This window comes from Flavobacterium ustbae, from assembly GCF_003946915.1.
GTDB classification, from domain to species: Bacteria; Bacteroidota; Bacteroidia; order Flavobacteriales; family Flavobacteriaceae; genus Flavobacterium; species Flavobacterium ustbae.
Map to the genome: position 1 here is coordinate 57,273 of NZ_RPOC01000013.1, position 25,309 is coordinate 82,581.

The window sequence follows — 25,309 nt, forward strand, 5'->3', positions numbered from 1 at the left end:
GTTTTTAGTAGGTGATCGTAGCGAGTGCGATTAACCAAGTAAACGATTAACCGATTTAACAACAAAAGAAGATGTCAGAAAGTTTAGTAGTGCCAACAATGGCAGAAATGCTTGCCGAAGGAAAACAGCCAGAGGTTTTGTTTTGGGTAGGTTGCGCAGGAAGTTTTGATGATAGAGCAAAAAAAATTACTAAAGCGTTTGTGCGAATTTTAAATCGTACCAATGTTTCTTTTGCAGTTTTAGGTACAGAAGAGAGTTGTACAGGTGATCCTGCAAAGAGAGCTGGAAATGAATTTTTGTTTCAGATGCAGGCCATGATGAATATCGAGGTTTTGAATGCTTATGAAGCTAAAAAAATTGTTACGGCTTGCCCACACTGTTTTAATACTTTAAAAAATGAGTATCCGGAATTAGGTGGGAACTACGAAGTTATTCACCATACAGAGTTTTTAAAATCTTTAATTGATGACGGAAGACTAACTGTTGAAGGTGGACAATTTAAAGGTAAAAAAATTACTTTTCACGATCCTTGCTATTTAGGACGGGCAAATAAAGTTTATGAAGCGCCAAGAGATTTAATTCAGAAATTAGATGTTGAATTGGTCGAAATGAAACGTTCTAAATCAAACGGATTATGCTGTGGAGCAGGAGGAGCGCAAATGTTTAAAGATGCTGAACCTGGAAATAAAGAAGTAAACGTACTTCGTACAGAAGATGCTCTAGAAGTTCAGCCAGATATTATTGCTGCGGGTTGTCCTTTCTGTAATACGATGTTAACAGACGGAATCAAACATGCACACAAAGAAGGAGAAGTAAAAGTGATGGATGTGGCTGAGTTAATTGCTAATGCGCAAGATTTATAAATAAGGTTCAAAGTGACAAAGGGGCAAGGGGTTAAAGTTTTAAAACCTGAAACCTGAAACTTGAAACAAAACAAACAAAACAAAATTTAAAAATGTATATACCTTTTGAAAATTTACCAGGTGAATCTAGAGTTTGGATTTACCAATCGAACAGAAAATTTTCTGAGGAAGAGTTTTCTGAAATCGAAACAGATTTAAAAGCTTTTGTAGAACAATGGGCTGCTCACGGCACAAGTCTTGAAGCTTCGTTTTTATTGAAGTATAACCGATTTATTATATTGGCAGTTAATCAAGATGTGCAAGCTGCTACAGGATGTTCTATTGATAGTTCTGTTGAATTTATTCAATCATTAGAAAAGAAATATAATGTTGATTTATTAGATAAAATGAATGTTACGTTTAAACTTGGAGATCATATCGCTCATAAGCCATTAATTGACTTCAAGAAAATGGTTAAAGATAAAGCCGTAACAGCTAATACAATTGTATTTAATAATCTGGTTAATAATATTGAAGAATTTAATGATGCTTGGGAAGTTCCTGCAGCCGACAGCTGGCATAGCAGATTTTTTTAAGAGATTATAAAATGTTTAAAAAGCGAAACTTATGTTTCGCTTTTTTTGTTTCAAGTTTGAGGTTTCAAGTTTTAAGTTTGAAACAACATCAAGCTTCTTCAATATCAAGCTTCGTTAATGTTACACTTTGTCAAAGTTTCAAACTTGACAAATTTGTTTTAGGTGATTTAATTTCTATTGAAAAACAAAACTTCTAAATTAGCCACGATGGGGAGCGGCATCCTTTTTCGGGTTTTTTTAAACAGAAAAAGATATAGCGGACTGCGGGAATGGTATTCTTTTGAAACTTTTACTTCTGCTTCTAAAAATATTTATCAACCGGACTAATCTAATTTTGTCGAAAATCTAACAATTTAAAAGCCTGATGAAACGCTATTTTTGAGTATTTTCGTAGAATTAAATTTAATCCATGAAAATAGCAATTGTTTGTTATCCTACTTTTGGAGGTAGTGGTGTGGTAGCCACAGAGTTAGGTCTCGAATTAGCCAGAAGAGGACACGAAATACATTTTATTACATACAGCCAACCCGTTAGATTGGCGCTTTTAAACCCGAATGTTCATTATCACGAAGTAAATGTTCCAGAATATCCTTTGTTTCATTATCAGCCTTATGAGTTAGCGTTATCGAGTAAGTTGGTCGATATGGTTAAATTGTACAAAATAGAGCTTCTGCACGTGCATTATGCAATTCCTCATGCTTATGCAGGTTATATGGCAAAACAAATGCTTAAAAATGAAGGAATTAATCTGCCTATGATTACAACGCTTCATGGAACCGATATTACACTGGTTGGGAACCATCCGTTTTACAAGCCCGCTGTGACTTTTAGTATTAATAAATCAGATTATGTTACTTCGGTTTCGCAGAGTTTGAAAGATGATACTTTGAAATTATTCAAGATCAAGAATAAAATTAAAGTGATTCCAAATTTTATAGAATTGGATAAAGTCAAAAAAGATCCAACGGCACCTTGCCATCGTTATGTAATGGCAAACGAAAACGAGCGTATTATAACGCATATCAGTAACTTTAGAAAGGTAAAACGCATTCCAGATATTATTAAGATTTTCTATAATATTCAGAAAGAAATTCCAGCAAAATTAATGATGGTTGGTGATGGGCCAGAAAAGGAAAAAGCCGAAATTTTGTGCCAAGAATTAGGTATTTTAGACAAAGTAATTTTCTTTGGAAACAGCCATGAAATTGATAAGATTTTATGCATGACCGATTTATTTCTTCTTCCTTCTGAGACTGAAAGTTTTGGTTTAGCAGCGTTGGAAGCTATGGCTTGCGGTGTTCCGGTTATTTCGAGTAATTCTGGTGGTCTTCCTGAAGTAAACTTTGACGGATTTTCGGGATATCTAAGCAATGTCGGAAATGTGGAAGAAATGGCAGAAAATGCGATTAAAATTTTGAAAGACGATACAATTTTAAGTCAGTTTAAAGCAAATGCTTTGGAAGTAGCAAGAAAATTTGATATCAAAAATATTCTTCCAAAATATGAGGCTTTATATCAAAAAGCTGTAGATGATTATAAATATGAGAAGCATTAATTTTAAAAATAGGTAAATGAAAAAAGTAATTTCGATTTTAGCAGTTTTTGTTTTGATTTCTTGCGGTGCCAAGAAAACCTCTGCTGCAACAGGATTGTATGAAGTTTTGACGGTACAGTCTAACGGAGGCGGTAATATTAAATTCTTTGAAATCCTGACAGAGCCTAATGAGATTAAAATGTTGGAAAATGACCCGCTTTTGGCAGATAAAGTAAAAAACAGCGATACCAATACTTCAAATTATGTGATTTTGAATATGGGTGAAAAAAATACCAGCGGCTATACTATTGATGTTGTAAACGTTGAAGAAACAGATAAAAACATTATTATTACCGTTAAAGAAAATAATCCTGCAAAAGATGCTATGACGATGCAGGTAATTTCATATCCTTACACCGTAGTTAAAATTAATTCTAAGAAAGAAATTATTATTAAATAAGAAAGTGGTTTTTTAACCGTAAAGAACGCAAGGTTTTCGCTAAGCGCGCTACATTTTTTTAATTTAATTTAATCTCGCAAAGTCGAGAAGTCGCAAAAAATTAAACTTTGTGACTTGGCGACTTTGCGAGATTCTTTTTTATTGGAACTTGCGAACTTTGCGGTTAAATTTACCATTTATCACATAAAAAAAACCTGCCGGTTTTAAACGACAGGTTTCTTCTTACAATTATTTTTTATTTTTAATTAGAATCTGAATTTAACACCTAAACCAACGTCAAATCCAAAATTATCGTCATCATAGTACCCAGAACCAATTTCAGGTCTTACATCTAATGATAATGTAAGTGGCACTTCATCAAATCTATATTCAATACCGATATCTCCAGCTGCAAAAACATAAGTTCCGCTATCGTTGTATCTGTAGTTGTTATTGTAGTAATCGTAATCCCAAGCGGCTAAACCTCCACCGACACCTGCGTACCAGTTAAAACCTCCATCGATGTTCCAAACCCATTGGTAAAGAGCAACACCTTTTATTGCATCTACATCTCTGCTATTTCTCCAACCTAAATCAAACTCAAGTCTGTTTTTCTGATTTAGTCCTAGTTGGTATGATATTTCTCCTCCAAATCCGTTATTGTCTCCTAGACGTAATCCTAAAGCGTGCTTCGAAATTTCTTGCGATTGAGCCGTGAATGCTAAACCAAGAAGCATAATGGCAGATAATAAAATCTTTTTCATAAAATGGTTAAATTAATTTTTTTCAAATGTATAATTACAGTCCAATAGAGAACGTATATTATTTTTGAAAATTGTTATATAATTTACATTTCTTGAAAAACGGAGCGTTAAAATTCTTAAAAAAGCGATTCTGTGCTTCTATTTTAATATTATAGACGAAATGAGTTGCGAAGTAATAAGATCTTCCATTTCTAATAGATTTTCTTCTTCGGCAAAATTACTAGCTTTATAAGAAAACAATTTCCAACGCTTTTTATGATATTCTAGTGCAGTTAAGTTTTCTACCCAATCGCCAGAATTAAGGTATAAAGTGGAGCCGTATTTGTTTTCGATTGTTGCAATTTTAGGTTCATGAATATGACCGCAAACGACATAGTCGTAATTTTTTTCGATAGCCAAATCGGTAGCTGTTGTTTCAAAGTCTGAAATAAATTTTACAGCTTTCTTAACGCTTGCTTTTATTTTTTTCGAAAAAGAATAAGGTTCACGTCCCAATTTTGCTAAGCACCAGTTCACAAATCGATTCATTAGAATTAAATAATCGTAGCCTAATCCGCCTAGTTTTGCAATCCATTTAGAATGCTGCACAGAAGCGTCAAAAACATCTCCATGAAAAATCCAGGCCTTTTTGTCGTCTAATTCTAAAACTAATTTATCAACAAGAGCAAAATTTCCCATATTCATATCGCTGAATTTTCGAAGTATCTCATCGTGATTTCCAGTAATATAGTACACTTTTGTTCCTTTAGAAGCCATTCCGATAATACGCTGGATCACTCGTAAATGGGCTTTGGGAAAATAAGATTTTCGAAACTGCCAAGCATCAATTATATCGCCGTTTAAGACTAAAGTTTTGGGTTTAATGCTTGAAAGATAGTTGTTTAATTCTTTAGCATGACTTCCGTAAGTTCCTAAATGAACATCAGAAAGAATAACCAATTCGACGTTTCTTTTTTTCAATTTTTCTTGATTTGAAGTTTTACAAATGAAAGGAAATTTGTAAAAATTGACTTTATTAAAAGGTTATTAAAAAGAGGATATTTTTACCAAATTGTAATTTTTATCCCATTTAATGTTTCGTTAATAATACCAGTTTTAAATTTTTTAATTTAATTCATAAAACTTACATTTGCTCAAAACAAAACACAATGGCAGGAAACAGCTTCGGCACATTATATAAAGTAACAACATTTGGAGAATCTCACGGTGAAGCTTTAGGCGGTATTATTGACGGATGTCCTCCAGGAATACAATTAGATTTTGAAGCAATTGAGGTAGATATGGCAAGAAGAAAGCCAGGTCAGTCGGCAATTGTTACACAAAGAAAAGAACCAGACAGCGTTCAATTTTTATCAGGAATATTTGAAGGAAAAACTACTGGAACTCCAATTGGTTTCATTATTCCGAACACCAACCAAAAATCAGACGATTACTCTCATATAAAAGATAATTACAGACCAAGCCACGCCGATTACGTTTACGACCAGAAATATGGTTTGCGTGATTACCGAGGCGGCGGAAGAAGTTCTGCTAGAGAAACCGCAAGTAGAGTAGTAGCGGGTGCAATTGCAAAACAAATGCTGCCTGAAATTAAAATCAATGCTTATGTTTCTTCTGTTGGGCCAATTCATTTAGAAACGCCTTATGAAGAATTAGATTTTTCTAAAATAGAAAGCAATCCTGTGCGTTGTCCAGATGAGAAATCGGCAGCGATTATGGAAGAATATATTCGCGATATCCGCAAGCAGGGAGATACCGTTGGAGGTGTTGTAACTTGTGTGATCCAAAATGTTCCAGTTGGTTTAGGAGAACCAGTATTTGATAAACTTCATGCAGAATTAGGAAAAGCAATGCTTTCTATTAATGCAGTAAAAGGTTTTGAATACGGTAGCGGTTTTTCTGGATCTGAAATGAAAGGAAGTGAACACAACGACTTATACAATCCTGACGGAAGTACCAAAACAAATCTTTCTGGAGGAATCCAAGGTGGTATAAGCAACGGAATGGATATTTATTTTAGAGTTGCGTTTAAACCAGTTGCAACTATCATGCAGACTCAAGATTCTTTGGATAATAAAGGTAACATTACACCAATGACAGGAAAAGGACGTCATGACCCGTGTGTAGTGCCTCGCGCAGTGCCAATCGTAGAAGCGATGGCGGCAATTGTTTTGGCAGATTTTTATTTAATCAACAAAACATATTAGTAAAAGGTAAGACAGTGAGGGTCTTATATTTTAATAATTAAAAAATAATTTAATGCAAGAAGTTACAGAAACTAAAAAACAATCATTTCTTTCGGGATTAACAGGGCAAATTATAATTGCAATGGTTCTTGGAGCCATTTTAGGAATTATACTGCATAATACCATTTCGCCTGAAGCCGCACAATTATTTAGTGGTAAAATAAAAATGCTGGCAACGATTTTTATCCGTTTGGTGCAAATGATTATTTCGCCTTTAGTTTTTACTACTTTGGTAGTAGGAATTGCCAAATTGGGTGATATTAAAACTGTTGGAAGAATTGGAGGAAAAGCAATTGGGTGGTTTTTTACAGCTTCGTTTATTTCTCTTTTAATTGGATTGTTTTACGTAAATGTTTTGCAGCCGGGAGTTGGTTTAAAATTAGACCACGTTGATATGGCAGCAGCTTCTGAAGTTACAGGTAAAACACAAAATCTTACTTTTGATAATTTTGTTGAGCATATCGTGCCAAAAAGTATTGTCGAAGCAATGGCGACTAATGAAATTCTGCAGATTGTAGTTTTCTCTATTTTCTTCGGATTAGCGGCAGCTTCTTTAGGACCGACAGTAAAACCAATTATTGGAGCCTTTGATAAATTATCGCATATCGTTTTGAAAATGGTAAACTATGTAATGAAATTTGCGCCAATTGGAGTTTTTGGTGCTATTGCAGGTGTGTTTGCTATACGTGATGCAGAAGAATTGGTTATTACTTATTTTAAATTTTTCGGTTCCTTTTTAATCGGTATCAGTACGCTGTGGATTATTTTGATCGTGGTTGGATATATTTTCCTTAAAGGAAGAATGACTGAGTTATTAAGACGAATTACAGGGCCTCTGGCTATCGCTTTCGGAACAACGAGTAGTGAAGCAGTATTTCCTAAATTGACAGAAGAATTAGAAGGTTTTGGCGTAAAAGATAAAATTGTTTCTTTTATGTTGCCTTTAGGATATTCGTTTAACCTAGACGGAAGTATGATGTACATGACTTTTGCCAGTATATTTATTGCTCAGTTTTACAATGTGCATTTAGATTTAGGAACCCAAATGGCAATGCTTTTGGTTTTAATGCTTACCAGTAAAGGTATTGCGGGCGTGCCTCGTGCAAGTTTGGTTGTTGTAGCTGCAACTTGTGGCATGTTTGATATTCCGATTGAAGGAATTGCCTTGATTCTTCCAATTGACCATTTCTGCGATATGTTTAGAAGTGCAACCAATGTATTAGGAAATGCATTAGCAACTTCTGTTGTAGGACAATGGGAAGCAAACAAAGAATAAATAATAGTACTGAGATTTATTTTTTTTCTTAGTTATCAAAATAATTTTTGACAAGCTGTATTTTTTTACGAAATACAGCTTTTTTTTATTTTAAAGTGTATATTTGATCAAACTAGCCGATTAATGCCCCAAAAACGGATTTTTTTACTTCTACTCTTTGTTCTGAATTGCTTTGTCAGTTCGGCGACTCCGCAATCTAATTGTAATCTGGATCCTAAGATTGATAAGATTGTAAAAAAAGCACTTTTAAATTTTAGGGAATCTAACTTCGAAAAATCACTTATCTATTCTAGAACAGCTCTAAATGCTGCAACTGCAAAAAAAGATTATTGTCTTATTGCCCGCTCTTATAATATTATTGCGGCCAATTACAATGAGCTGACAGAATTTGATAAAGCTGTTTTTTTCTATAAAAAAGGGCTGTACTATGCCAATAAAACTAGTAATGATACCTTAAAATGCAATCTCTACAATAATCTAGGGAATATGTTTTGTTTCGAAAAGAAACAGTTTGATGAAGGAATTCGTTATTACAAAAAAGCAGTGGCCTATGCTTTAAGAATCAATGATTTAAAAGAAGTGTATTTTACCAATGTAAATATTGCTTGGGCTTATTTTGATATTGGAAATTACAATCAAGGATATCTTTTTCTAAAATATGTCAATAGCACAAAAGTAAAGTACAATGATGGTGCTACAGAAGTTATTGTTCATATGCTGAATGGCATTTATTCGAGTTACAAAAACAATGACAAGGCTGCAAATGTTCATTTTTTGAATGCAATTGAAGCAGGAAAAAGATGCCAGGAAAAAACAGATTTGGCGCATGCTTATTTAGAATATTCACATTTTTTAAATAAAATAAACAAGCATAAAGAAGCTTATGAAGCGCTTGTTAATCATTACAATGTTTCAGATAAGCTCTATGATGCTAAAAAGCTTAAAAAAGCATCTCAGGCTGGTTTAAGTTTGGAATTGGACGAATATAAAAGACAAATTGATAAAGTTGAAGGCGAAAAAGTCGAACAATCTCAAAGTTTACGAAAATCAAAAATTATTGTAGTTCTTTTTATTTTGATTTCGCTAATTCTTTTAGTTTTGATTGTCACTTTGATAAAGAATATCAGATATAAGAAAAAACACAATTTAGAGCTTCTTCAAGCCAAAGAAATTGCAGAAGAAGCTTCTCTGCTCAAAACACAATTTATATCAACCATAAGCCACGAATTGCGTACGCCACTTTATGGGGTTGTCGGAATAACCAATATGCTGCTTGAAGAACACAAAGAAATTTCAAGAAGCCAGCATTTAAGTTCGCTGAAATTTTCTGCTAGATATCTATTATCTCTAGTAAATGATATTCTCCAAATCAATAAAATTGAAGAAAATAAAATCGTACTTGAAAACCTAACTTTTAATATTTCTGATGAAATTACGGTAATCAAAAATTCGCTTTCTTTTCTTTCCCAAAAAAACAATAATAGGATTTCTATTGATATTGATTCTAATATTCCCGAGTATTTAATTGGAGATAAATTGCGTTTAGCGCAGATTTTGATGAATCTCGTAAGCAACGCATTAAAATTTACCAAAGACGGACAAGTTGAAATTATCGTAAAACTCAATAAAGTTGAAGGTAAACTGTATTATTTAGACTTCTTGATAAAAGATAACGGAATAGGAATCGCACTTGTAGACCAGAATAAAATTTTTGAAAAGTTTGTTCAAGTTGGTAGAAAAGACGAAGATTATCAAGGTACAGGTTTAGGACTCAGCATTGTAAAAAGACTTCTGGGGCTTTTTGGAAGCACGATTACGCTAGACAGTGATTTAGGAAAAGGAACTTCTTTTTCGTTTACAATCGCTTTTGAACACGATTTAGCCAAAACGAAAAGTATTATTGATGAGATTGAAGTAGATCTGACTTCGAGCGAAATTTATAAAATTTTAGTGGTAGAAGATAATTTGATTAACCAGCTAGTGACCAAAAAGATTATCGAAAAAAATAATTATGCCTGCAAAGTGGTAGAAGATGGTTTTGGAGCACTCAAAATTTTAGAAGACGAAACCTTCGATTTGATTTTAATGGATATTAATATGCCTTTAATGAACGGATTTGAAACTACTAAAAGAATTCGCCTTTTAGGCATAGAAACGCCAATTGTGGCTCTGACAGCTTTTGATAAAGATGAAATCACTGATGAAGCCATTTCGTCTGGAATGAATGATATTATAATTAAACCTTTTGAGCCGGTTAAATTGTTCAAAATAATCAATTTCCTTATAAACGAAAAAAACGCTGTTTAGTACCAGCGTTTTTTATTTTTTTTAGAATTATCTGACTTTCTCGATTTGTGAGCGCCACCGCTTCTGTTGGAGTTTTTAGGTTTTTCTCCTGCTTCTGGACTTCCAGAATGCCATTGATACGGATGATCAGCAATCGTTTTTACATCTACTTTAATTAGTTTCTGAATGTCTTTCCAATATGGAAGTTCGTCTTTTCCGCAGAAAGAAATAGCGATACCGCCATTTCCTGCACGGCCAGTACGACCAATACGGTGCACATATGTTTCTGGAATATTTGGTAAATCAAAATTGATCACGTACGGAAGCTGTTCAATATCAATTCCTCTCGCTGCAATATCTGTCGCTACTAGAACGCCAACTTCTTTGTTTTTAAAGGCATCCAAAACTCTTTGTCTTGCATTTTGAGATTTGTCTCCGTGAATAGCTTCTGCAGGAATATCTTTTTTGCGAAGTGCTTTTACAACATTATCGGCACCATGTTTTGTTCTAGAGAAAACAAGCACGTTTGATAAATTTTCTTCTTTAATTAAAGTATATAATAAGTTTCTTTTTTCGGTTTTATCTACAAAATAAATACGCTGTTCTACGTTTTCTGCTGTAGAAGAAACGGGAGAAACTTCTACTTTTTCTGGATCTTGCAAAAACATTTCTGCCAGTTCGCGAATTGCAATTGGCATTGTTGCAGAGAAAAGTAAAGTCTGTCTGTTTTTAGGAGTTAGTTTTACGATTTTTTTTACATCGTTTATAAAACCCATATCCAACATCTGATCGGCTTCGTCAAGCACTAAAGTGTGCAAGTGATTAAAGTCAAGAAAACCTTGTTTATGAAGGTCTAATAAACGTCCAGGAGTAGCAATTAAAATATCGACTCCATTTTTTAAAGCTTCAACTTGAGGGTTTTGCGAAACTCCACCAAAAATGGTCAGCTGCGTTAAATTGGTATATTTGGCATAAGTGTCAAAACTTTGTCCAATTTGTACTGCTAGTTCGCGGGTAGGAGTAACCACGAGCGCGCGAATTAATTTCGCTTTTTTTGATGAACCGACAATGCGGTGTAATTGGTGTATAATTGGAATAGCAAAAGCCGCTGTTTTTCCTGTTCCGGTCTGCGCACAGCCAATTAAATCACGGCCCGCCAAAACAATAGGAATAGATTTTTCCTGAATTGGAGTAGGATTTAAATAGCCTTCTTCAAATACGGCTTTTTGTATACTTTTTGAAAGTGATAGATCTTCGAATAACATATCTTAGGTGATTAACTATTTTAGTTTTAATGCTAAAATGCCGTGCAAAGATAAGTTTATTCAGTTAATCGTTTGTTTGAATTGGCTTTTATTTGGCAAAACCAATTTTTTCGGTGTTTATAATCAGCTTTTAAATCAATCCTTTTCGATGTTTGCCTTAATGAAATCGGTTACCAAATAACCAATTAATTTGCCTATTAAATTATTATTTGGAGCATTGTCTAAATCTGGTGCTCCTTCGCAGATATGCAGATATGCGGCGTTTTTATGTTCGCCAAAGAAAGAAACAAATTGTCTCAATTCTTCAACCGAAAATCCGCTTATGGTCATGGCGCTGCTGGCAATGTTGGGAATTGCATCTAGATCGATCTCGATTCCGAAAGCATCATTTTTTACAAAATCTAAAGCAGTAATCATTTCGCGATTAAAATCTTTTTCTTTTCTAATATTGACACTGTCGTACGTATTATATCTAACGCGATCTTCGAGTTTTTTAATGATATCTAAAACACTTTTTGAAGTGTAATTTTCATGAAGACCAAAAATGAAATATTTTTTTAAAAAACCTTCTTCATAAGCATAAGAAAATCCGTTTCCGCTATGACGGCCTTCTAAAATTCTGAAATCAGAATGCGCATCAAAATTAATAGCGTTCACAGGTTTTCCTTTTGCAAGAGCGGCACCTTTAATGTTTCCGTAAGCATTATTGTGGCCTCCACCGATAATAATAGGTGTTTTTCCAGCTTTGATTATGGTAAAAATAATGTGAGATACTTCTTTGTCTATTTTTTCAACCAGCTGGCTTAATTTAGAACGATCGTCAATATCATTAAAATCTAAGTTTTCTACATTACGCATTTCTTCGGCTACATTGATATGACCTAGAATAATAATATTGCTTCCCTTAGAAAAACGATTATGCTGAATGTTGGCAATGCTTTTTATAGCAGATTGCCATGCAGAGGCGGCTCCTGGTCTTCCGTAATTGGCACGAATGCCAATATCTTCTGGAATTCCTAAAAGAACATATTGGGCTTCACTTTCTTTAATAAAATCAACTTTGTCTGCTCCTGGTGGAATGACAAGCATTTTTTCTCCGAACTTTATTTCGCCACTTCTATGATTTGTGATTTTAGCTAAATCATTTATAGTGAAAGGGATTAATTTTTCCATGAAAAAAATTTATTTTCCAAAAATAATATAATTGTAGAAACTTACGTTATTACCTTATATTAATTCTTAAATTTGTTATTAAAGAAAATTATTTAAATATGGAAAACCCAAAGAACAACAATTCAAGTCTAAAGGCGGTAATCGCAGTTTTAGCAGTCCTACTTATTGGTAGCTTAGTTTATATTTTCAAATTATCTTCTGATACAGATGTAGTTAAGACAGAGCTTACCACTACAATGACAGAAAAAGAATCTGTAATGAAAGATTTACAGGAACTAAAAGCAACTTACGATGCTGCAATTGCTGAAAACACTTCTATGTCTGACGAATTAATTCAAGAAAGAGATAAAGTTGTCGCTTTAATGGATGATTTGAACAAATCTAAAGGAGATGTTTCTAAATACAAATCTCAAGTTCAAGCAATGCAGAGCAAAATGAAAACTTTAGTTGCTGAAAACGATGAGTTGAAAAAACAAAATGGTGTTTTAACTACTCAAAGAGACAGTACTATTGTAGTTTTAGGAGAATCTAAAAAATATAATGAAGTATTAGTTGGTCAAAATGAAGAACTAGCTAAAACTGTAGAAAAAGGTGCTAAATTATCTGTATTAAATACAAAAACTTCAGCTTATAAATTGAAAAGCTCTGGTAAACAAATTGAAACAGATAAAGCAAGCCGTGCTGACGTTCTAAAAGTTAGTTTTACAATTGCTGAAAACCAAATTGCAAAATCTGGAGACAAAACGTATTATGTTCAGGTTATTGATGCTAAAAACAATGTTTTAGGAGAAAAGAAAACAGAAAGTTTTGGAGATAATTCATTAACTTACAGCTTCAAAACTACTGTAAAATACGAAAACAAAACTGTTCAAGTTAGTGAAGATCTTCCTGGAAAAGATTTCGCTAAAGGAACTTACTTTATCAATGTTTTTGATAATGACGAATTAGTTTCTAAAACAAGTTTCAGTTTAAGATAATCAGCCGAAGAGGAAAAAATACCACTTAAGATATTAAAGGTCTGCAAAAAATGCAGACCTTTTTTTATACAATAAAGTAAGTTTGAATAATAAGTTGAAGGCTATTCTAATATTTTACCTTCAACAAAAACAGATTCAATAAGATTGCTCCCAAAAGCATAAGGAATCTGATAATAAGAAGAAATTGGTTTTGTCAGGATTAAATTGGCTTTTTTGCCTTTTGTAATGCTTCCATGCGTTTCTGAAAGTCCCATTGCATAAGCTCCGTTTATTGTTGCCGCGTTGATGGCTTCTTCTGGTGTCATTTTCATTTTAATGCAAGCCGTTGCCACGACAAAATTCATATTTCCAGATGGAGTAGAACCCGGGTTAAAATCGGTTGCCAATGCTAGCGGAAGACCTGCTTTTAGCATTTCTCTTGCCGGCGTATATGGAATGCTTAAAAAATAAGAACAAGATGGCAAAGCAACAGGCATTGTTTGTGTGTCTTTTAATGCTAGAATATCCTCAGGATTCATAATTTCAAGATGATCTACAGAAAGCGCGTTAAATTTAATTCCAGCCTGAATGCCGCCAATAGAATTAAATTGATTAACGTGAATTTTAGGCTTTAAACCAAAGTCGATCCCAGCTTGCATAATTTTTTCGGTTTCTTCTACAGAGAAATAACCGCTTTCGCAAAAAACATCAACATATTGTGCTAGTTTGTTTTTGGCAATTTCAGGAATCATTTGAGTAATTATTTCATCAATGTAACCTTCTTTATTTTCTTTATAATGAGTTGGAAAAGCATGCGCGCCCAAAAAAGTAGCTTTTATAGAAATTGGATAATTTTCTGCCAGTTTTTTAATAACGCGAAGCATTTTCAGTTCGCCTTCAATCGTTAATCCGTAACCTGATTTGATTTCAACGGCTCCAGTTCCTAAGTGCATTACTTCTTCAAGTCGAATTTTAGATTGTTCGTAAATTTCTTCTTCAGAAGTCTCGTTTAGTTTTTTAGCCGAATTCAAAATTCCGCCACCACGATTCGCAATTTCCTCATAAGAAAGTCCGTTTATGCGGTCTACAAATTCTTGTTCGCGATTTCCTGCGTAAACGATATGAGTATGACTATCACACCAAGACGGAAGAATAACTTTTCCAGTCGCATCAATAATTTCGTCTGCGTTTATTTTAGGAAGATTTTCCATTGAGCCGAAATCCTCAATTAAATTGTCTTTTATAATTAAAAAAGCATTTTTAATAGTGGGAAGAATCGCCATTTCAGAACCTGAAACTTTATCGATCGGAGTTTCGCGAACTTGAAGTAGTTCTTGTATGTTTGTGATTAAAGTGATCATGAATATAAATTGTTATAAAAAACAAATTTGCTTCGCCTATTCCCTTCGGTCGAGTCACAAATTTTCACGGATTAGGATGTGAAAACTTGTGAAATTCGTAAAATTGTTTTTGTTTATGTATTATTCTGAAACCGTAATTTCGAACATTTTATCCCAATATTTGCCTGTCACAAAAATAGTTTTTGTGATTGGATTATAAGCAATACCATTTAAAACTTCAGCGTTCTTAGCTTTAAGTGATTTGCGAAGATCTGCAAGGTTTAAAATCCCTTCAACTGCTCCTGATGCTGTATTTACTACAGCAATCGCATCTTTTTGCCATACGTTTGCATAGAATTTACCATCAATTAATTCTAATTCATTAATAGCTTTAATTTTTGAAGTTCCTGAATAAACATTGATGTAATCAATTAATTTTTGGGTTGCGGGATCCATTTTCCAAATTTTTTCAGTTCCGTCAGAATGATAGATGTATTTATCATCATGTGTCATTCCCCAACCTTCAATGTCTTTATCGTATTTGAATGTTTTTTCTAGTTTGAAAGTATTTGCATCATAAATGAAACCTGTTTTTTCTTGCCATGATAATTGGTATATTTTTCCATTGAAAAATGTTATTCCTTCACCAAAATATTCTTTATCAAGATCAACTTGTTTGACTACTTTTCCAGTTTTATAATCTACTTCTCTAAAATAAGAATCTCCTTTTTGTCCAGTACTTTCAAAAAGCCTTCCATCATGAAACTCTAAGCCTTCTGTAAAAGCTGTAGTATCATGTACAAAAGTGTTTACAACTTTATACTTTAATAATTTAGGTTCGATATCAGAAAAAACTTCAATTCTTTTAGTAGCATCAGAAGAATCTCCTTCGAAATAAACGGTAGCTTTTAGGTATTGATATCCTAATTTCTGATCTATTAATTCAAATCTAAAATCTTTGGCGCCTTTTGTACTTCCAACTCTTAAGTCGTTTATGAAGTAAGCAACGCTGTCGATTTCTTTCGAATTTGGGTTTAAAATTCCAATTGTAAGCGGTTCTTTTTGCGTAAAATGAGCCGGAAAAGCAGAATCATCGATAGTAAATAAAGAATTTTCACCTTTTTTTGTATCTCCACATCCAATTAATGTGATTCCTAATAAAATGACAGCTAGGAAGTTATAATTTTTCATAGTTTAAAATTTGAATAAGCCAATATACGACGATATTTTTATAGCAACAAAGGTCTTGCAAAAATATAAAAAGGTTGTATATTTGCACCGGCAAGTCCTACACGACCAGCTCCTGCAGACTCCCCCAGGATGGGAACATAGCAAGGGTACGTGGTTGAGCGGTGCGATGTAGGTCGCTTGCCATTTTTTATTTTTTAGAATTAATTAATTTGTGATCTTCCTTATGGGAGATTTTTTTATTTTTACCCCCATCTGAAGTTAGATGTTATTGGTTAAAAGTTAAAAGTTGGCTGCTTTGTACAGTTCAAAATTAACCCAATTCCAAGAAACGTATAGCTCATAACCCATAACTTATCACTAAAAAAATGAGTAAAGTCGTTTTAATTACTGGCGGTTCATCAGGAATCGGAAAATCTATTGGAGAATTTTTGCATCAAAAAGGTTTTGTTGTTTACGGAACAAGTAGAAACCCAGAGAAAGTTTTGAATTCTGTTTTCCCTTTGGTTGCCTTAGATGTCCGAAATTCAGAATCTATTAAAACTGCTGTTAGCAGAATTATCGAAACTTCTGGAAGATTAGATATTGTAATTAATAACGCTGGAGTTGGAATAACAGGTCCTTTGGAAGAAATTCCTACCGAAGAAATTAGAAATAATTTTGAAACTAACTTTTTTGGTCCAATTGAGGTTATGAAAGCTGCGTTGCCGCAAATGCGCAAACAAAACTCGGGACTTATTATCAATATCACTTCGATTGCAGGTTATATGGGACTTCCGTACAGAAGTGTTTATTCAGCATCAAAAGGGGCTTTAGAATTAATTACGGAAGCTTTGAGAATGGAGGTTAAATCTTTTGGAATTGAAATTACAAATGTTGCACCTGGAGATTTTGCAACCAATATTGCGGCTGGACGTTACCATGCACCAGTTGTTAAAGATTCTGCTTATGAAAAAGTTTACGGAGACGTTTTGGCAACAATGAATGATCATGTAGATGCTGGAAGTAATCCGAATGAAATGGCAGAAGCAGTTTATAAAATCATTCAAACAAAAAAACCAAATGTACATTATAAGGTCGGTGCTTTTATGCAGAAGTTTTCGATTGTATTAAAACGCGCTCTTCCAGATAAAGTGTATGAGAAAATGCTTATGAATCATTATAAGTTGTAGAAAAATGTAAAAAATACACTTATTTTTAACATATAATTTTAAAATGGTTTTAATTTTAAAAACGTTATTGATATTGATTTTGTAATTTTGCAGCTATATTTTCTTTTTGAATATCTATTGGAAGGAAATTAACAAACATATATACAAACAAACCATTTTTAATTAAACAAATTATGAAATTTTTTATAGACACAGCTAATTTAGCTCAAATTAAGGAAGCACAAGCTTTAGGTGTTTTGGATGGTGTGACAACTAATCCGTCATTAATGGCAAAAGAAGGAATCACTGGAAAAAACAACATTCTTAAGCATTATGTTGATATTTGCAATCTTGTTGAAGGCGACGTAAGTGCTGAAGTTAATGCTCTTGACTTTGAAGGTATGGTTAAGGAAGGCGAGGAGCTAGCTGAATTACATGAGCAGATTGTTGTAAAACTTCCTATGACTAAAGAAGGTGTTATGGCAGCTAAATATTTCTCTGATAAAGGAATTAAGACTAACGTTACTCTTGTTTTCTCTGTAGGACAAGCTATCTTGGCTGCTAAAGCTGGAGCTACTTATGTTTCTCCGTTTGTTGGTCGTTTAGATGATATTTCTACTGATGGATTGAACTTGATCCAAGAAATTAGAGAAGTTTATGATAACTACGGTTACGAAACTCAAATTTTAGCAGCTTCTGTTCGTCACACAATGCATATTGTAAACTGTGCTAAAATTGGTGCAGATGTTATGACTGGACCGCTTTCTGCAATTTACGGTTTATTGAAACACCCCTTGACAGATATTGGTTTAGCTCAATTCGTAGCTGACTTTGAAAAAGGAAACAAGTAATCCTTAAATAGTTACAAAATAAAAAACGCTTTTTTTCTAACGAGAAAAGGCGTTTTTTTTTACTTTTATATTGAATCTTAAATAGTCAAGTATGAAAGTAATCTTATTTATGCTGTCTTTTTTTGCAGCCAGTTTTTCAGTAAATGCACAAGCTGCTAAAGTTATTACTTCGATTAACGAAGCTGGCGATGTGGCCACTTATGAATTAGATTGTTCTGTTAAATTTCAAACTCTAGCCAAAGGCCTAAGGTATAATATTACCAGACATGAGTTTAAAGGCCCTGAATTGAAAAACAGTTATCGTCTTTTGCTTGTTATGGATGGGTTTTATTCGAAAACCTTAAATAGCGAAATGAATATTTCGGCAGTTTTAAGTGATGGTACAAAAATACAGGCTAAACAGACGTTAGAAGAAGATGGTTATTTTGATGGTGCCTGCACTTTGAGAATAAAAGATCCTCAGGCACTTTTAAATGCTGATATTGACAAAGTAATTATTCATGCAGATAAAGATGTCGTTTATACGTTAACAGCGCAAAATAAAGCTGTTTTTAAGAAGAATTTGAGTAACGTAATTAATGCGAAGTAAAAAGCTTCTAAGATACTAAGGCGCTAAGCTGCTAAGTTTATAGAATAAAAAAAATCCAAATTCCGATTTTACTAATTGGAATTTGGATGTTTTATATTGGCATTTCTAAATTTTAGTGTCCGCCACCAGCACTTTCGATATGGCTAATTCCTTGTCTTTTTAATATTTTTGGACAGTAGAAACCATAGAATCCTAAATAGGCAAAACCTAAAAGAGGAATAATATATGAGAAGTGAGTGTACGTGATTCCGAAAATTCCATTTGGATTTGTAGCATCTAAATCACAAATACTTCCTTGTACCAACGGAATTACTCCACCACCAAGAATCATCATAATTAAGAAAGAAGATGCTTTTCCTGTGTTTTTTCCTAATCCAGCGATTGCTAAATCGAAGATTGAAGGCCACATGATAGATAAGAATAAACCTCCAGAAATAAAGAAGAATTTAGCAATTTCTGGGTCTGGCCAAACTAATCCTAAAACCATCATGGTTAATCCTGAAATTCCGAAAAGCATTAATGTTTTTCCAGCATTTTTTCCTCCCACAAAACTAACTGCAATAAACAATAAGATCCAGATTGGGTAGATATAGAACGAAGAAACATCGTGAGCAGCAAAGATATTTGCTCCAATGATTACTCCAAAAGCAGCAGCTGGCACAATAAATTTAAGAGCTGTATTTACCAAGTTTGAAGTGTTAAATACGTTTGCTCCACCATTCCAACGGCCAATCATTAAACTACCCCAGTAAAGTGCGATAAATGGTGCAATTGCGTCTTCTAGGATATTTCCGAATTCGTTAGTGTGTAATAATGCAGGTAAATTACTAATGATGGTAACTTCAGTTCCCACATAAATAAAAATTCCCAACATACCTAGGTATAATTGAGGATAATCAAGAATGTTGAATTTACTGTGTTTTTCTGTAATAATTGCTTCTTCCTCTTTTACAGGATCTTCAATTTTTGAGAAATTCATAAATACTGCAACGGCAATAAATGCTAGACCCAAAATGATAAAAGGCAATTTAATATCTTCTAATGAAAGAGCTGTTTTTTTATTGTCTCCCATTCCAAATAAAGCAATACCCAATAAAATAGCTCCAATAGTTGTTCCGAAAGAGTTGATTCCTCCAGCAAGAGTTAAACGGTGCGCTCCAGTTTCTGGACTTCCCATTTTAATAGCCAACGGATTTGCTACAATCTGCTGAATGGAGAATCCTAATCCTACTGTAAACAATGCAGTTAAAAAGAAAGGGAAACTTTGTATTGTAGCTGCGGGTACAAATAGGAATGAACCTACTGCAGACAAAATTAATCCTGCCGATAGCGTTCTTTTGTAACCGTATTTCTGCAGAATATCTACTTTTAGCGATACAATAAAGAATATAATTGATCCAACAAAATAAGCCGCATAGAAAGCCCATGCTACTAATTGAGATTGTACTTGCGATAACGTAAATACTTTTTTGAATACTGGGATAAGGATGTCATTAGCAGAACCAACAAAACCCCAAAAGAAGAAGACGATTATCAAAGAGATAAATTGTCCCCATTTGGTTTGAACATTTTCTGAACTCATAATAATAAGGTTAATTTTATTTATTGTTTTTTGAAGACCGTAAATATATTTGTTAGGATTATCAAAAAAAAATAAAAAGGTATAAATAATGTTAAATTTAAACCAACGACTGTGTTTTTTCAACAAAGTGTTAATTTTAACCTAGTTACATAGTAAAATTTACAATTATATTTATTCCAATATCTTATTTTTAACCTCTTTACTGTAGTTTCTGCCTATCGGAATGTTGTAAGATTGTATTTGTACGCGATTTCCTTCAATAGATTTTACCTTATTTAGGGCAATTACATACGATTTGTGTATTCGAAGAAAGCGATCTGCGGGTAATTCTTCTGACAAAGATGTTAGCGATTTGTGGGTAATATAAGTTTTATCTGGAGTAACAACTTTTATATATTCCTTCATTCCTTCAACGAATAAAATCTCTTCAATATTAATTTTCATCATCTTTTTATCGACTTTGATAAAAATATGAGAATCGCCTTTTGACGTTTCAACTTTAATATTGTTTTTGAGATTATATTCGGTAGTAATTTTGTTAATGCATTTTATAAACCTTGGCAACGGAATGGGTTTTACCAAGTAATCTAAAACATCCAGATCATAACTTTCGGCAGCAAACTCTCTAAAAGCAGTTGTAATAATCACTTTAGTTTTGTTTTCTATGAGACTTATAAGTTCAAAACCAGTCATCATGGGCATGTTGATATCTAAAAAGACGGCATCAACAGGTGTACTGTTGATAAAATCAAGCGCCTCTAAAGAGTTATTGAATGTTGCGACAACTTCAAAATCTGTAAAATTGGTAAAATAATTTTGCAAGACTTTGATAGCTAAAGGCTCATCATCAATTAACACGCATTTAATCTTCATTATGAGTAGGTATTTGCAATCTAATTATATAGAAATTGAGTTTGGTTTGGTGTTTAAGGCTAAAATTGTTTTTGTAAATCAGTTTGAGTCTTTTTTTAGTATTAACAAGCCCAATTCCTCTTTTTGGATTATGATTTTGTGAAATTACAAAATTATTTAAGATTTCAAAATCGAGTACTTTGTTGTCGATAACTTTGCAATTGATTTTTATTTTTAAATTTCGGTTATTCAGACCTCCATGTTTAAAAGCATTTTCGACAAGCGAAATAAAGATTAGCGGTGGTACAATAACGTCTTCAATATTTGATTCCAGATTTATGGTAACTTCGACATTTTCAAAACGTAGCTTTTCTATTTCAATATAATTCTGAATATAATCGATTTCCTTAATTAGCGGAACGAATTTGGTTCCTTTAACATCATATAAAACATATTCCATCAAATTAGAAAGTTTTATAATTACGTCTGGAACTTTTTTAGAAGATTCTAATGATAAAGCATATAGATTGTTTAAGGTATTAAAGAAAAAATGTGGCTGAATCTGATTTTCTAAATATTTAAGTTTAATCTTAAACTGATTTTCTCGTAAAGATCTATTTCTTTCTCGTTCTCTCAACCATGTCAAAGTAAGATAAACAGATGATGCCATTGCAAGAACATACAATTCTCCAATACAAACGGCCACTATGTGATTGATTTCAAATGGATGATATTCCCTATTAGCTTCGGGCCATATATTTTCAGATATAATATAATACGTAAGAGCTGTTTTTGCTAAATAGATGGCAAATAAACTCAGCAGTAGTAAAAAAGTATACATAATATACTTCTGTTTTAATACATATTTTGGAACTAAAACAAATAAATTCAAATACACTAAAGGAATCACCAGAGAAAATTCAATTAGGTTAGATTTGAATGCATAAGGGTAATCATTAAAATAAGCACCCCATCTTAAAAAGTTTAATGTAAAATAAACTCCCCAAAACCAAAGATGGTTTTGCAGTTTAATATCAAATTTAACTTTTCGAATTTCTTTCAATGCGTTTATATGCGATTTAAAAATTTGGTTTTTCTTAACACTAATTAAATATTGTGCAACTTTAAACAATTAAAGGCAAAGTGACAATTTTTTTGAATAAAATTTTGCGTAAAAAGGGTATTTGTGGTTATTTTTTGGAATAAAACGTTTTCGTGAAACGCATTATTGAATGTTTTATGTCGTTGGTTTAAAATTTCAAGCTGTTGGTTTAATTTATTTTTTTTAACAATGTCTTAAGAATAATTTTACTTCATAACTAACAAAATAAAATAAACATGAAAAAAATTTTCTTAATCTTTATGATTGTTTTTACGGCGCAAGTTTCTCTTGCACAGGTAAAAAATGTCAAGGGTGTGATTACAGATTCTGATGGTATGCCATTGCCAGGAGCTTCTGTTGCGGTACAAGGAGGTCAAAAGGGAACAACTACCGATTTTGACGGATTGTACACAATCGAAGTTCAAAAAGGTCAGAGCTTAGTTTTTACTTATGTAGGGCTAGAAACTCAAACAATTGTTGTAGGAGATGCTGCTACAATTAATGTGAAGTTGGTTCAAGGAGCTTCAAATGCTTTAAATGAAGTTGTAGTAACTTCTTTGGGTATCAAAAAATCTAAAAAATCTTTGGCCTATGCAGCTCAAGAACTTAAAGGAGAAGAGTTAACTCGTGTTAAAGATGCTAACCTTATTAATACAGTAGCTGGTAAAATTGCTGGTGTTGCTGTAACAAGAAGTTCATCTGGAGCAGGAGGAACAACAAAAGTTACTATTCGTGGTAATTCATCTTTTGTAAATAACCAACCATTATATGTAATTGATGGTATTCCGTTATATAATGGTGGAGCAGGACAACCAAATGGAACTTTTGGAGATTTAAATGGAGGTAACAAAGATGGAGGAGATGTAGTTTCATTGATAAATCCAGATGATTATGAAGGAATGACAGTTCTTAAAGGTGCAGCGGCTTCTGTATTATATGGTTCTCAAGGAGCAAATGGGGTTATTTTATTGTCTTCTAAAAAAGCAAAAGCAGGCGCTGAATCATTCAATGTGAATTCTGTTACAACTTTTGAAACTGCGGCTTACCTTCCTGAATTTCAGTCTGATTACACATCTAATGCAGGAGATCCAAGATCTTGGGGAGCAAAACAAAAAGTTGAAGGAGATAAAGAGATCAAAGACTTTTTTGAAGTAGGTAATACTCAAATTACATCTATGACTTTTACAAAAGCAACAGAAGGAGCTTCTACTGCTTTAAGTTATGCAAATACAAATGGTTCTGGAATTATTCCTGGAAATCATATAAAGAAAAATAACTTTGGAATTCGCCAGACAAGTAAATTTTTTGATGATAAATTAAGTGTTGCTGTAACAGCAAACTATGTTACTCAGACAATTAACAACAGACCAACAAATGGTTTATATTTTAATCCAATTGCCGGAGTTTATAGCCATCCTAGAGCATTTAGTTTAAATGATTTGAAAACTTATGAAGTTTTTGATCCAGTTAAAAATATGATGCAGCAAAACTATCCTGGCTTTGCAGCAGTAAATGAGAGTAATGAAAACCCATATTGGCAGATTAATAGACAAAAATCTATTGATAAAAATAATTTCTTTACTGGAGCAATCGCTTTAGATTATAAAATTGCCGAATGGTTTCATTTGACTTCAAGATATAGCTATAACAGAAACGAAAGTAATTTCCAAAAAGGAATGTACGGAAGTTCTGCAACTTCATTAGTTCATCCAACAGGGCGATATATTAATGCAAGTCTTATTGGAACACAAAACTACGCTGATTTAATCGCTTTGTTTAATACAAAAATTAACGACAACTTTAGTTTTAATGGAACTTTAGGAACAAGTATAAACCACTCAAGAGCAAATGGGTTAACTATCGATTCAGGAATAGGCGGTGGACTTGTTTTAGACAATATTTTTACTTTAGGTAACTTTGTTAACAATAATGGAAATGTTCAAACAGGTGCAGAAAGAGAAGTGCAGTCTGTTTTTGCTGCGGCAACTTTTGGATATAAAGATTATTTGTTTTTAGATGTTGCCGGAAGAAATGACTGGTCTTCAACATTAGCTAATACTGATAATCCAGGTTATTTTTACCCAGCTGTTGGTGCAACTGCAATTCTTAGTGAAATGGCTACAATGCCAGAATTTATAAACTATGGTAAAGTTCGTGCAACTTTTGCTCAAGTTGGTAATGATATTGCGTCTACAATTACAAGTCCGACATCTGGAATTGTAGCTGGAAATATTGTCAATCCTCCTGTAGGACCAAGAAGAGGAACTAGTTTAAAAAATGAATTAAAATCTGAGTTAGAATTGGGTACAGAATGGAGAATGTTTAATAACAGATTAGGATTTGAATTATCGTACTATACTTCTGATACAAAAAATCAATTTCTTCAAGTTCCAGCAGAGCCTACAAACCCTGACGGATATAGTTTTTACGCGATAAATGCGGGTAGTATTTCTAATAAAGGTTTTGAGGTTGTTTTATTTGCTGACATTGTTAGAGGTGAAAAATTCAATTGGGAATCAAAAATTAACTTTTCTCAAAACAGAAGTAAGGTAAATGATATTCCTTCTGAATCAACAGGCGGAAGAATTGTACTTACTGATCCGGGATCTAACTCTTACAGATATTCATTAATTGAAGGAAGACCATTTGGTGTAATTGAAGGTTTCGATTTTCAAAGAGATGCACAAGGAAGAATTTTAGTGAATGACGACAATACATTACAAAGAACAGATTGGAAAGAAATTGGAAATGCAAATCCTGATTTTATGTTAGGCTGGTCTAATACTTTTAAACTGGGAGCTTTTACAGCAAATATTTTACTTGACGGTCGTTTTGGAGGAGAAGTACTAAGTTTGACACAAGCGATTAATGATTTCAATGGAGTTTCTAAAGCAACAGGCGACGCAAGAAATGCGGGTGCTGTAAATATCAACGGTGTTAGAGCAAGCGATGGTACTCCAGTAACTTCGATGGATCCTTTCGATTATTATAGTAATACTGCTGGAAGAAATGGAGTAAGTAGCCAATATATCTATGATGCTACAAATGTTAGTGTAAGAGAAGTTTCTATAGGATATACATTCAATAAAACAAAATTACCAGTCTTTCAAACGGCTACAGTTTCTTTAATTGCCAGAAATTTATTCTTTATTTATAAAGATGCTCCATTCGATCCAAATGTGGCGCTAAGTACAGGTGAAGGTTTACAAGGTGTTGATGTGTTCGGAATGCCGTCAACAAGAAGTATTGGTCTTAATTTAAACTTAACATTCTAATC

The 25,309-nt window shown here is 33.2% G+C and carries 21 protein-coding genes and 1 other RNA gene; 13 read left to right on the top strand and 9 right to left on the bottom strand.

Translation table 11 applies throughout. From position 1 onward, the window contains the following. Positions 1–71 precede the first annotated feature (71 nt). The 4 genes from EG814_RS15645 to EG814_RS15660 all read left to right on the top strand — a co-directional run bounded on the left by EG814_RS15645 (position 72) and on the right by EG814_RS15660 (position 3,432). On the top strand, positions 72–863 hold the full coding sequence (locus tag EG814_RS15645; protein WP_125722835.1) for a (Fe-S)-binding protein: 792 nt from the start codon (positions 72–74) through the stop codon (positions 861–863). A 92-nt stretch (positions 864–955) separates the two neighbouring features. Next, entirely contained in the window at positions 956–1,438 is a 483-nt protein-coding gene (locus tag EG814_RS15650) for an ABC transporter ATPase (RefSeq protein WP_125722836.1), read from the top strand. A gap of 409 nt (positions 1,439–1,847) precedes the next feature. Then, a complete protein-coding gene (bshA, locus tag EG814_RS15655) occupies positions 1,848–2,993 on the top strand; it encodes an N-acetyl-alpha-D-glucosaminyl L-malate synthase BshA (protein ID WP_125722837.1) in 1,146 nt (381 codons plus the stop codon). A gap of 16 nt (positions 2,994–3,009) precedes the next feature. Continuing rightward, positions 3,010–3,432: a protease complex subunit PrcB family protein gene (locus tag EG814_RS15660; protein WP_125722838.1), complete on the top strand. Its 423-nt coding sequence runs from the start codon at positions 3,010–3,012 to the stop codon at positions 3,430–3,432. Between the two features lie 245 nt (positions 3,433–3,677). On the opposite strand, the gene EG814_RS15665 is transcribed toward EG814_RS15660, so the two are convergent. Both EG814_RS15665 and EG814_RS15670 read right to left on the bottom strand, forming a co-directional pair. Beyond that, positions 3,678–4,175 carry a hypothetical protein gene (locus EG814_RS15665; protein WP_125722839.1) on the bottom strand — a complete coding sequence of 166 codons (498 nt, stop codon included), beginning with the start codon at positions 4,173–4,175 and terminating at the stop codon, positions 3,678–3,680. Between the two features lie 138 nt (positions 4,176–4,313). Continuing rightward, positions 4,314–5,135 (bottom strand): UDP-2,3-diacylglucosamine diphosphatase, encoded by an 822-nt coding sequence (locus EG814_RS15670; protein ID WP_125722840.1) that lies wholly within the window; start codon positions 5,133–5,135, stop codon positions 4,314–4,316. 188 nt (positions 5,136–5,323) lie between these two features. Between EG814_RS15670 and aroC the strand changes: the two genes are divergently transcribed. The 3 genes from aroC to EG814_RS15685 all read left to right on the top strand — a co-directional run bounded on the left by aroC (position 5,324) and on the right by EG814_RS15685 (position 10,004). Beyond that, positions 5,324–6,382, top strand: a complete 1,059-nt coding sequence (gene aroC / locus EG814_RS15675; RefSeq protein WP_125722841.1) for a chorismate synthase — start codon at positions 5,324–5,326, stop codon at positions 6,380–6,382. Between the two features lie 52 nt (positions 6,383–6,434). Further along, positions 6,435–7,697: a dicarboxylate/amino acid:cation symporter gene (locus EG814_RS15680; RefSeq protein WP_125722842.1), complete on the top strand. Its 1,263-nt coding sequence runs from the start codon at positions 6,435–6,437 to the stop codon at positions 7,695–7,697. A 123-nt stretch (positions 7,698–7,820) separates the two neighbouring features. Further along, on the top strand, positions 7,821–10,004 hold the full coding sequence (locus tag EG814_RS15685) for a response regulator (RefSeq protein ID WP_125722843.1): 2,184 nt from the start codon (positions 7,821–7,823) through the stop codon (positions 10,002–10,004). Here EG814_RS15685 and EG814_RS15690 read toward each other — a convergent pair. Further along, complete coding sequence (locus tag EG814_RS15690) at positions 10,001–11,248, bottom strand: DEAD/DEAH box helicase (protein WP_125722844.1); 1,248 nt, start codon at positions 11,246–11,248, stop codon at positions 10,001–10,003. The genes EG814_RS15685 and EG814_RS15690 overlap by 4 nt on opposite strands. Positions 11,249–11,383: 135 nt before the next feature. After that, entirely contained in the window at positions 11,384–12,421 is a 1,038-nt protein-coding gene (locus EG814_RS15695) for a formimidoylglutamase (RefSeq protein WP_125722845.1), read from the bottom strand. A 98-nt stretch (positions 12,422–12,519) separates the two neighbouring features. Here EG814_RS15695 and EG814_RS15700 point away from each other — a divergent pair, with 98 nt between their 5' ends. Next, complete coding sequence (locus tag EG814_RS15700; protein WP_125722846.1) at positions 12,520–13,398, top strand: hypothetical protein; 879 nt, start codon at positions 12,520–12,522, stop codon at positions 13,396–13,398. A gap of 101 nt (positions 13,399–13,499) precedes the next feature. Here EG814_RS15700 and hutI read toward each other — a convergent pair whose 3' ends face one another. Further along, positions 13,500–14,738, bottom strand: coding sequence for an imidazolonepropionase (hutI, locus tag EG814_RS15705; RefSeq protein ID WP_125722847.1), 1,239 nt, complete (start codon positions 14,736–14,738; stop codon positions 13,500–13,502). A 120-nt stretch (positions 14,739–14,858) separates the two neighbouring features. Next, positions 14,859–15,908, bottom strand: a complete 1,050-nt coding sequence (locus EG814_RS15710; RefSeq protein WP_125722848.1) for a glutaminyl-peptide cyclotransferase — start codon at positions 15,906–15,908, stop codon at positions 14,859–14,861. An 88-nt stretch (positions 15,909–15,996) separates the two neighbouring features. On the opposite strand from EG814_RS15710, the gene ffs reads away from it, so the two are divergent. The 4 genes from ffs to EG814_RS15730 all read left to right on the top strand — a co-directional run bounded on the left by ffs (position 15,997) and on the right by EG814_RS15730 (position 18,496). Beyond that, positions 15,997–16,094: signal recognition particle sRNA small type (ffs, locus tag EG814_RS15715), an RNA gene on the top strand. A gap of 179 nt (positions 16,095–16,273) precedes the next feature. Continuing rightward, positions 16,274–17,077 (top strand): SDR family oxidoreductase, encoded by an 804-nt coding sequence (locus tag EG814_RS15720; RefSeq protein ID WP_125722849.1) that lies wholly within the window; start codon positions 16,274–16,276, stop codon positions 17,075–17,077. A gap of 173 nt (positions 17,078–17,250) precedes the next feature. Further along, positions 17,251–17,907: a fructose-6-phosphate aldolase gene (fsa, locus tag EG814_RS15725; protein ID WP_012026532.1), complete on the top strand. Its 657-nt coding sequence runs from the start codon at positions 17,251–17,253 to the stop codon at positions 17,905–17,907. 91 nt (positions 17,908–17,998) lie between these two features. After that, entirely contained in the window at positions 17,999–18,496 is a 498-nt protein-coding gene (locus EG814_RS15730; protein ID WP_125722850.1) for a hypothetical protein, read from the top strand. Positions 18,497–18,608: 112 nt separating this feature from the next. On the opposite strand, the gene EG814_RS15735 is transcribed toward EG814_RS15730, so the two are convergent. The 3 genes from EG814_RS15735 to EG814_RS15745 form a co-directional block, all read right to left on the bottom strand. Continuing rightward, positions 18,609–20,078, bottom strand: coding sequence for an MFS transporter (locus EG814_RS15735; protein ID WP_125722851.1), 1,470 nt, complete (start codon positions 20,076–20,078; stop codon positions 18,609–18,611). A 171-nt stretch (positions 20,079–20,249) separates the two neighbouring features. Next, the gene (locus EG814_RS15740; protein ID WP_125722852.1) at positions 20,250–20,951 is read right to left on the bottom strand and encodes a LytR/AlgR family response regulator transcription factor; all 702 of its coding nucleotides are present in this window, start codon (positions 20,949–20,951) and stop codon (positions 20,250–20,252) included. Beyond that, entirely contained in the window at positions 20,941–21,993 is a 1,053-nt protein-coding gene (locus EG814_RS15745; protein ID WP_125722853.1) for a sensor histidine kinase, read from the bottom strand. Before EG814_RS15745 ends, EG814_RS15740 begins: the two co-directional genes overlap by 11 nt. A gap of 275 nt (positions 21,994–22,268) precedes the next feature. Here EG814_RS15745 and EG814_RS15750 point away from each other — a divergent pair, with 275 nt between their 5' ends. Next, positions 22,269–25,307: a SusC/RagA family TonB-linked outer membrane protein gene (locus EG814_RS15750; RefSeq protein WP_125722854.1), complete on the top strand. Its 3,039-nt coding sequence runs from the start codon at positions 22,269–22,271 to the stop codon at positions 25,305–25,307. Positions 25,308–25,309: the final 2 nt, after the last annotated feature.

Excerpts from the sequence above, each read along its gene's own strand:
- EG814_RS15650 (WP_125722836.1), top strand. The coding sequence starts at position 956 with ATGTATATACCTTTTGAAAATTTACCAGGTGAATCTAGAGTTTGGATT.
- aroC (WP_125722841.1), top strand. The coding sequence starts at position 5,324 with ATGGCAGGAAACAGCTTCGGCACATTATATAAAGTAACAACATTTGGA.
- EG814_RS15665 (WP_125722839.1), bottom strand. The coding sequence starts at position 4,175 with ATGAAAAAGATTTTATTATCTGCCATTATGCTTCTTGGTTTAGCATTC.
- EG814_RS15710 (WP_125722848.1), bottom strand. The coding sequence starts at position 15,908 with ATGAAAAATTATAACTTCCTAGCTGTCATTTTATTAGGAATCACATTA.
- EG814_RS15695 (WP_125722845.1), bottom strand. The coding sequence starts at position 12,421 with ATGGAAAAATTAATCCCTTTCACTATAAATGATTTAGCTAAAATCACA.
- EG814_RS15700 (WP_125722846.1), top strand. The coding sequence starts at position 12,520 with ATGGAAAACCCAAAGAACAACAATTCAAGTCTAAAGGCGGTAATCGCA.
- EG814_RS15685 (WP_125722843.1), top strand. The coding sequence starts at position 7,821 with ATGCCCCAAAAACGGATTTTTTTACTTCTACTCTTTGTTCTGAATTGC.
- EG814_RS15680 (WP_125722842.1), top strand. The coding sequence starts at position 6,435 with ATGCAAGAAGTTACAGAAACTAAAAAACAATCATTTCTTTCGGGATTA.
- EG814_RS15730 (WP_125722850.1), top strand. The coding sequence starts at position 17,999 with ATGAAAGTAATCTTATTTATGCTGTCTTTTTTTGCAGCCAGTTTTTCA.
- fsa (WP_012026532.1), top strand. The coding sequence starts at position 17,251 with ATGAAATTTTTTATAGACACAGCTAATTTAGCTCAAATTAAGGAAGCA.
- EG814_RS15690 (WP_125722844.1), bottom strand. The coding sequence starts at position 11,248 with ATGTTATTCGAAGATCTATCACTTTCAAAAAGTATACAAAAAGCCGTA.
- EG814_RS15645 (WP_125722835.1), top strand. The coding sequence starts at position 72 with ATGTCAGAAAGTTTAGTAGTGCCAACAATGGCAGAAATGCTTGCCGAA.
- EG814_RS15660 (WP_125722838.1), top strand. The coding sequence starts at position 3,010 with ATGAAAAAAGTAATTTCGATTTTAGCAGTTTTTGTTTTGATTTCTTGC.
- EG814_RS15750 (WP_125722854.1), top strand. The coding sequence starts at position 22,269 with ATGAAAAAAATTTTCTTAATCTTTATGATTGTTTTTACGGCGCAAGTT.
- EG814_RS15735 (WP_125722851.1), bottom strand. The coding sequence starts at position 20,078 with ATGAGTTCAGAAAATGTTCAAACCAAATGGGGACAATTTATCTCTTTG.
- EG814_RS15740 (WP_125722852.1), bottom strand. The coding sequence starts at position 20,951 with ATGAAGATTAAATGCGTGTTAATTGATGATGAGCCTTTAGCTATCAAA.
- bshA (WP_125722837.1), top strand. The coding sequence starts at position 1,848 with ATGAAAATAGCAATTGTTTGTTATCCTACTTTTGGAGGTAGTGGTGTG.
- EG814_RS15720 (WP_125722849.1), top strand. The coding sequence starts at position 16,274 with ATGAGTAAAGTCGTTTTAATTACTGGCGGTTCATCAGGAATCGGAAAA.
- hutI (WP_125722847.1), bottom strand. The coding sequence starts at position 14,738 with ATGATCACTTTAATCACAAACATACAAGAACTACTTCAAGTTCGCGAA.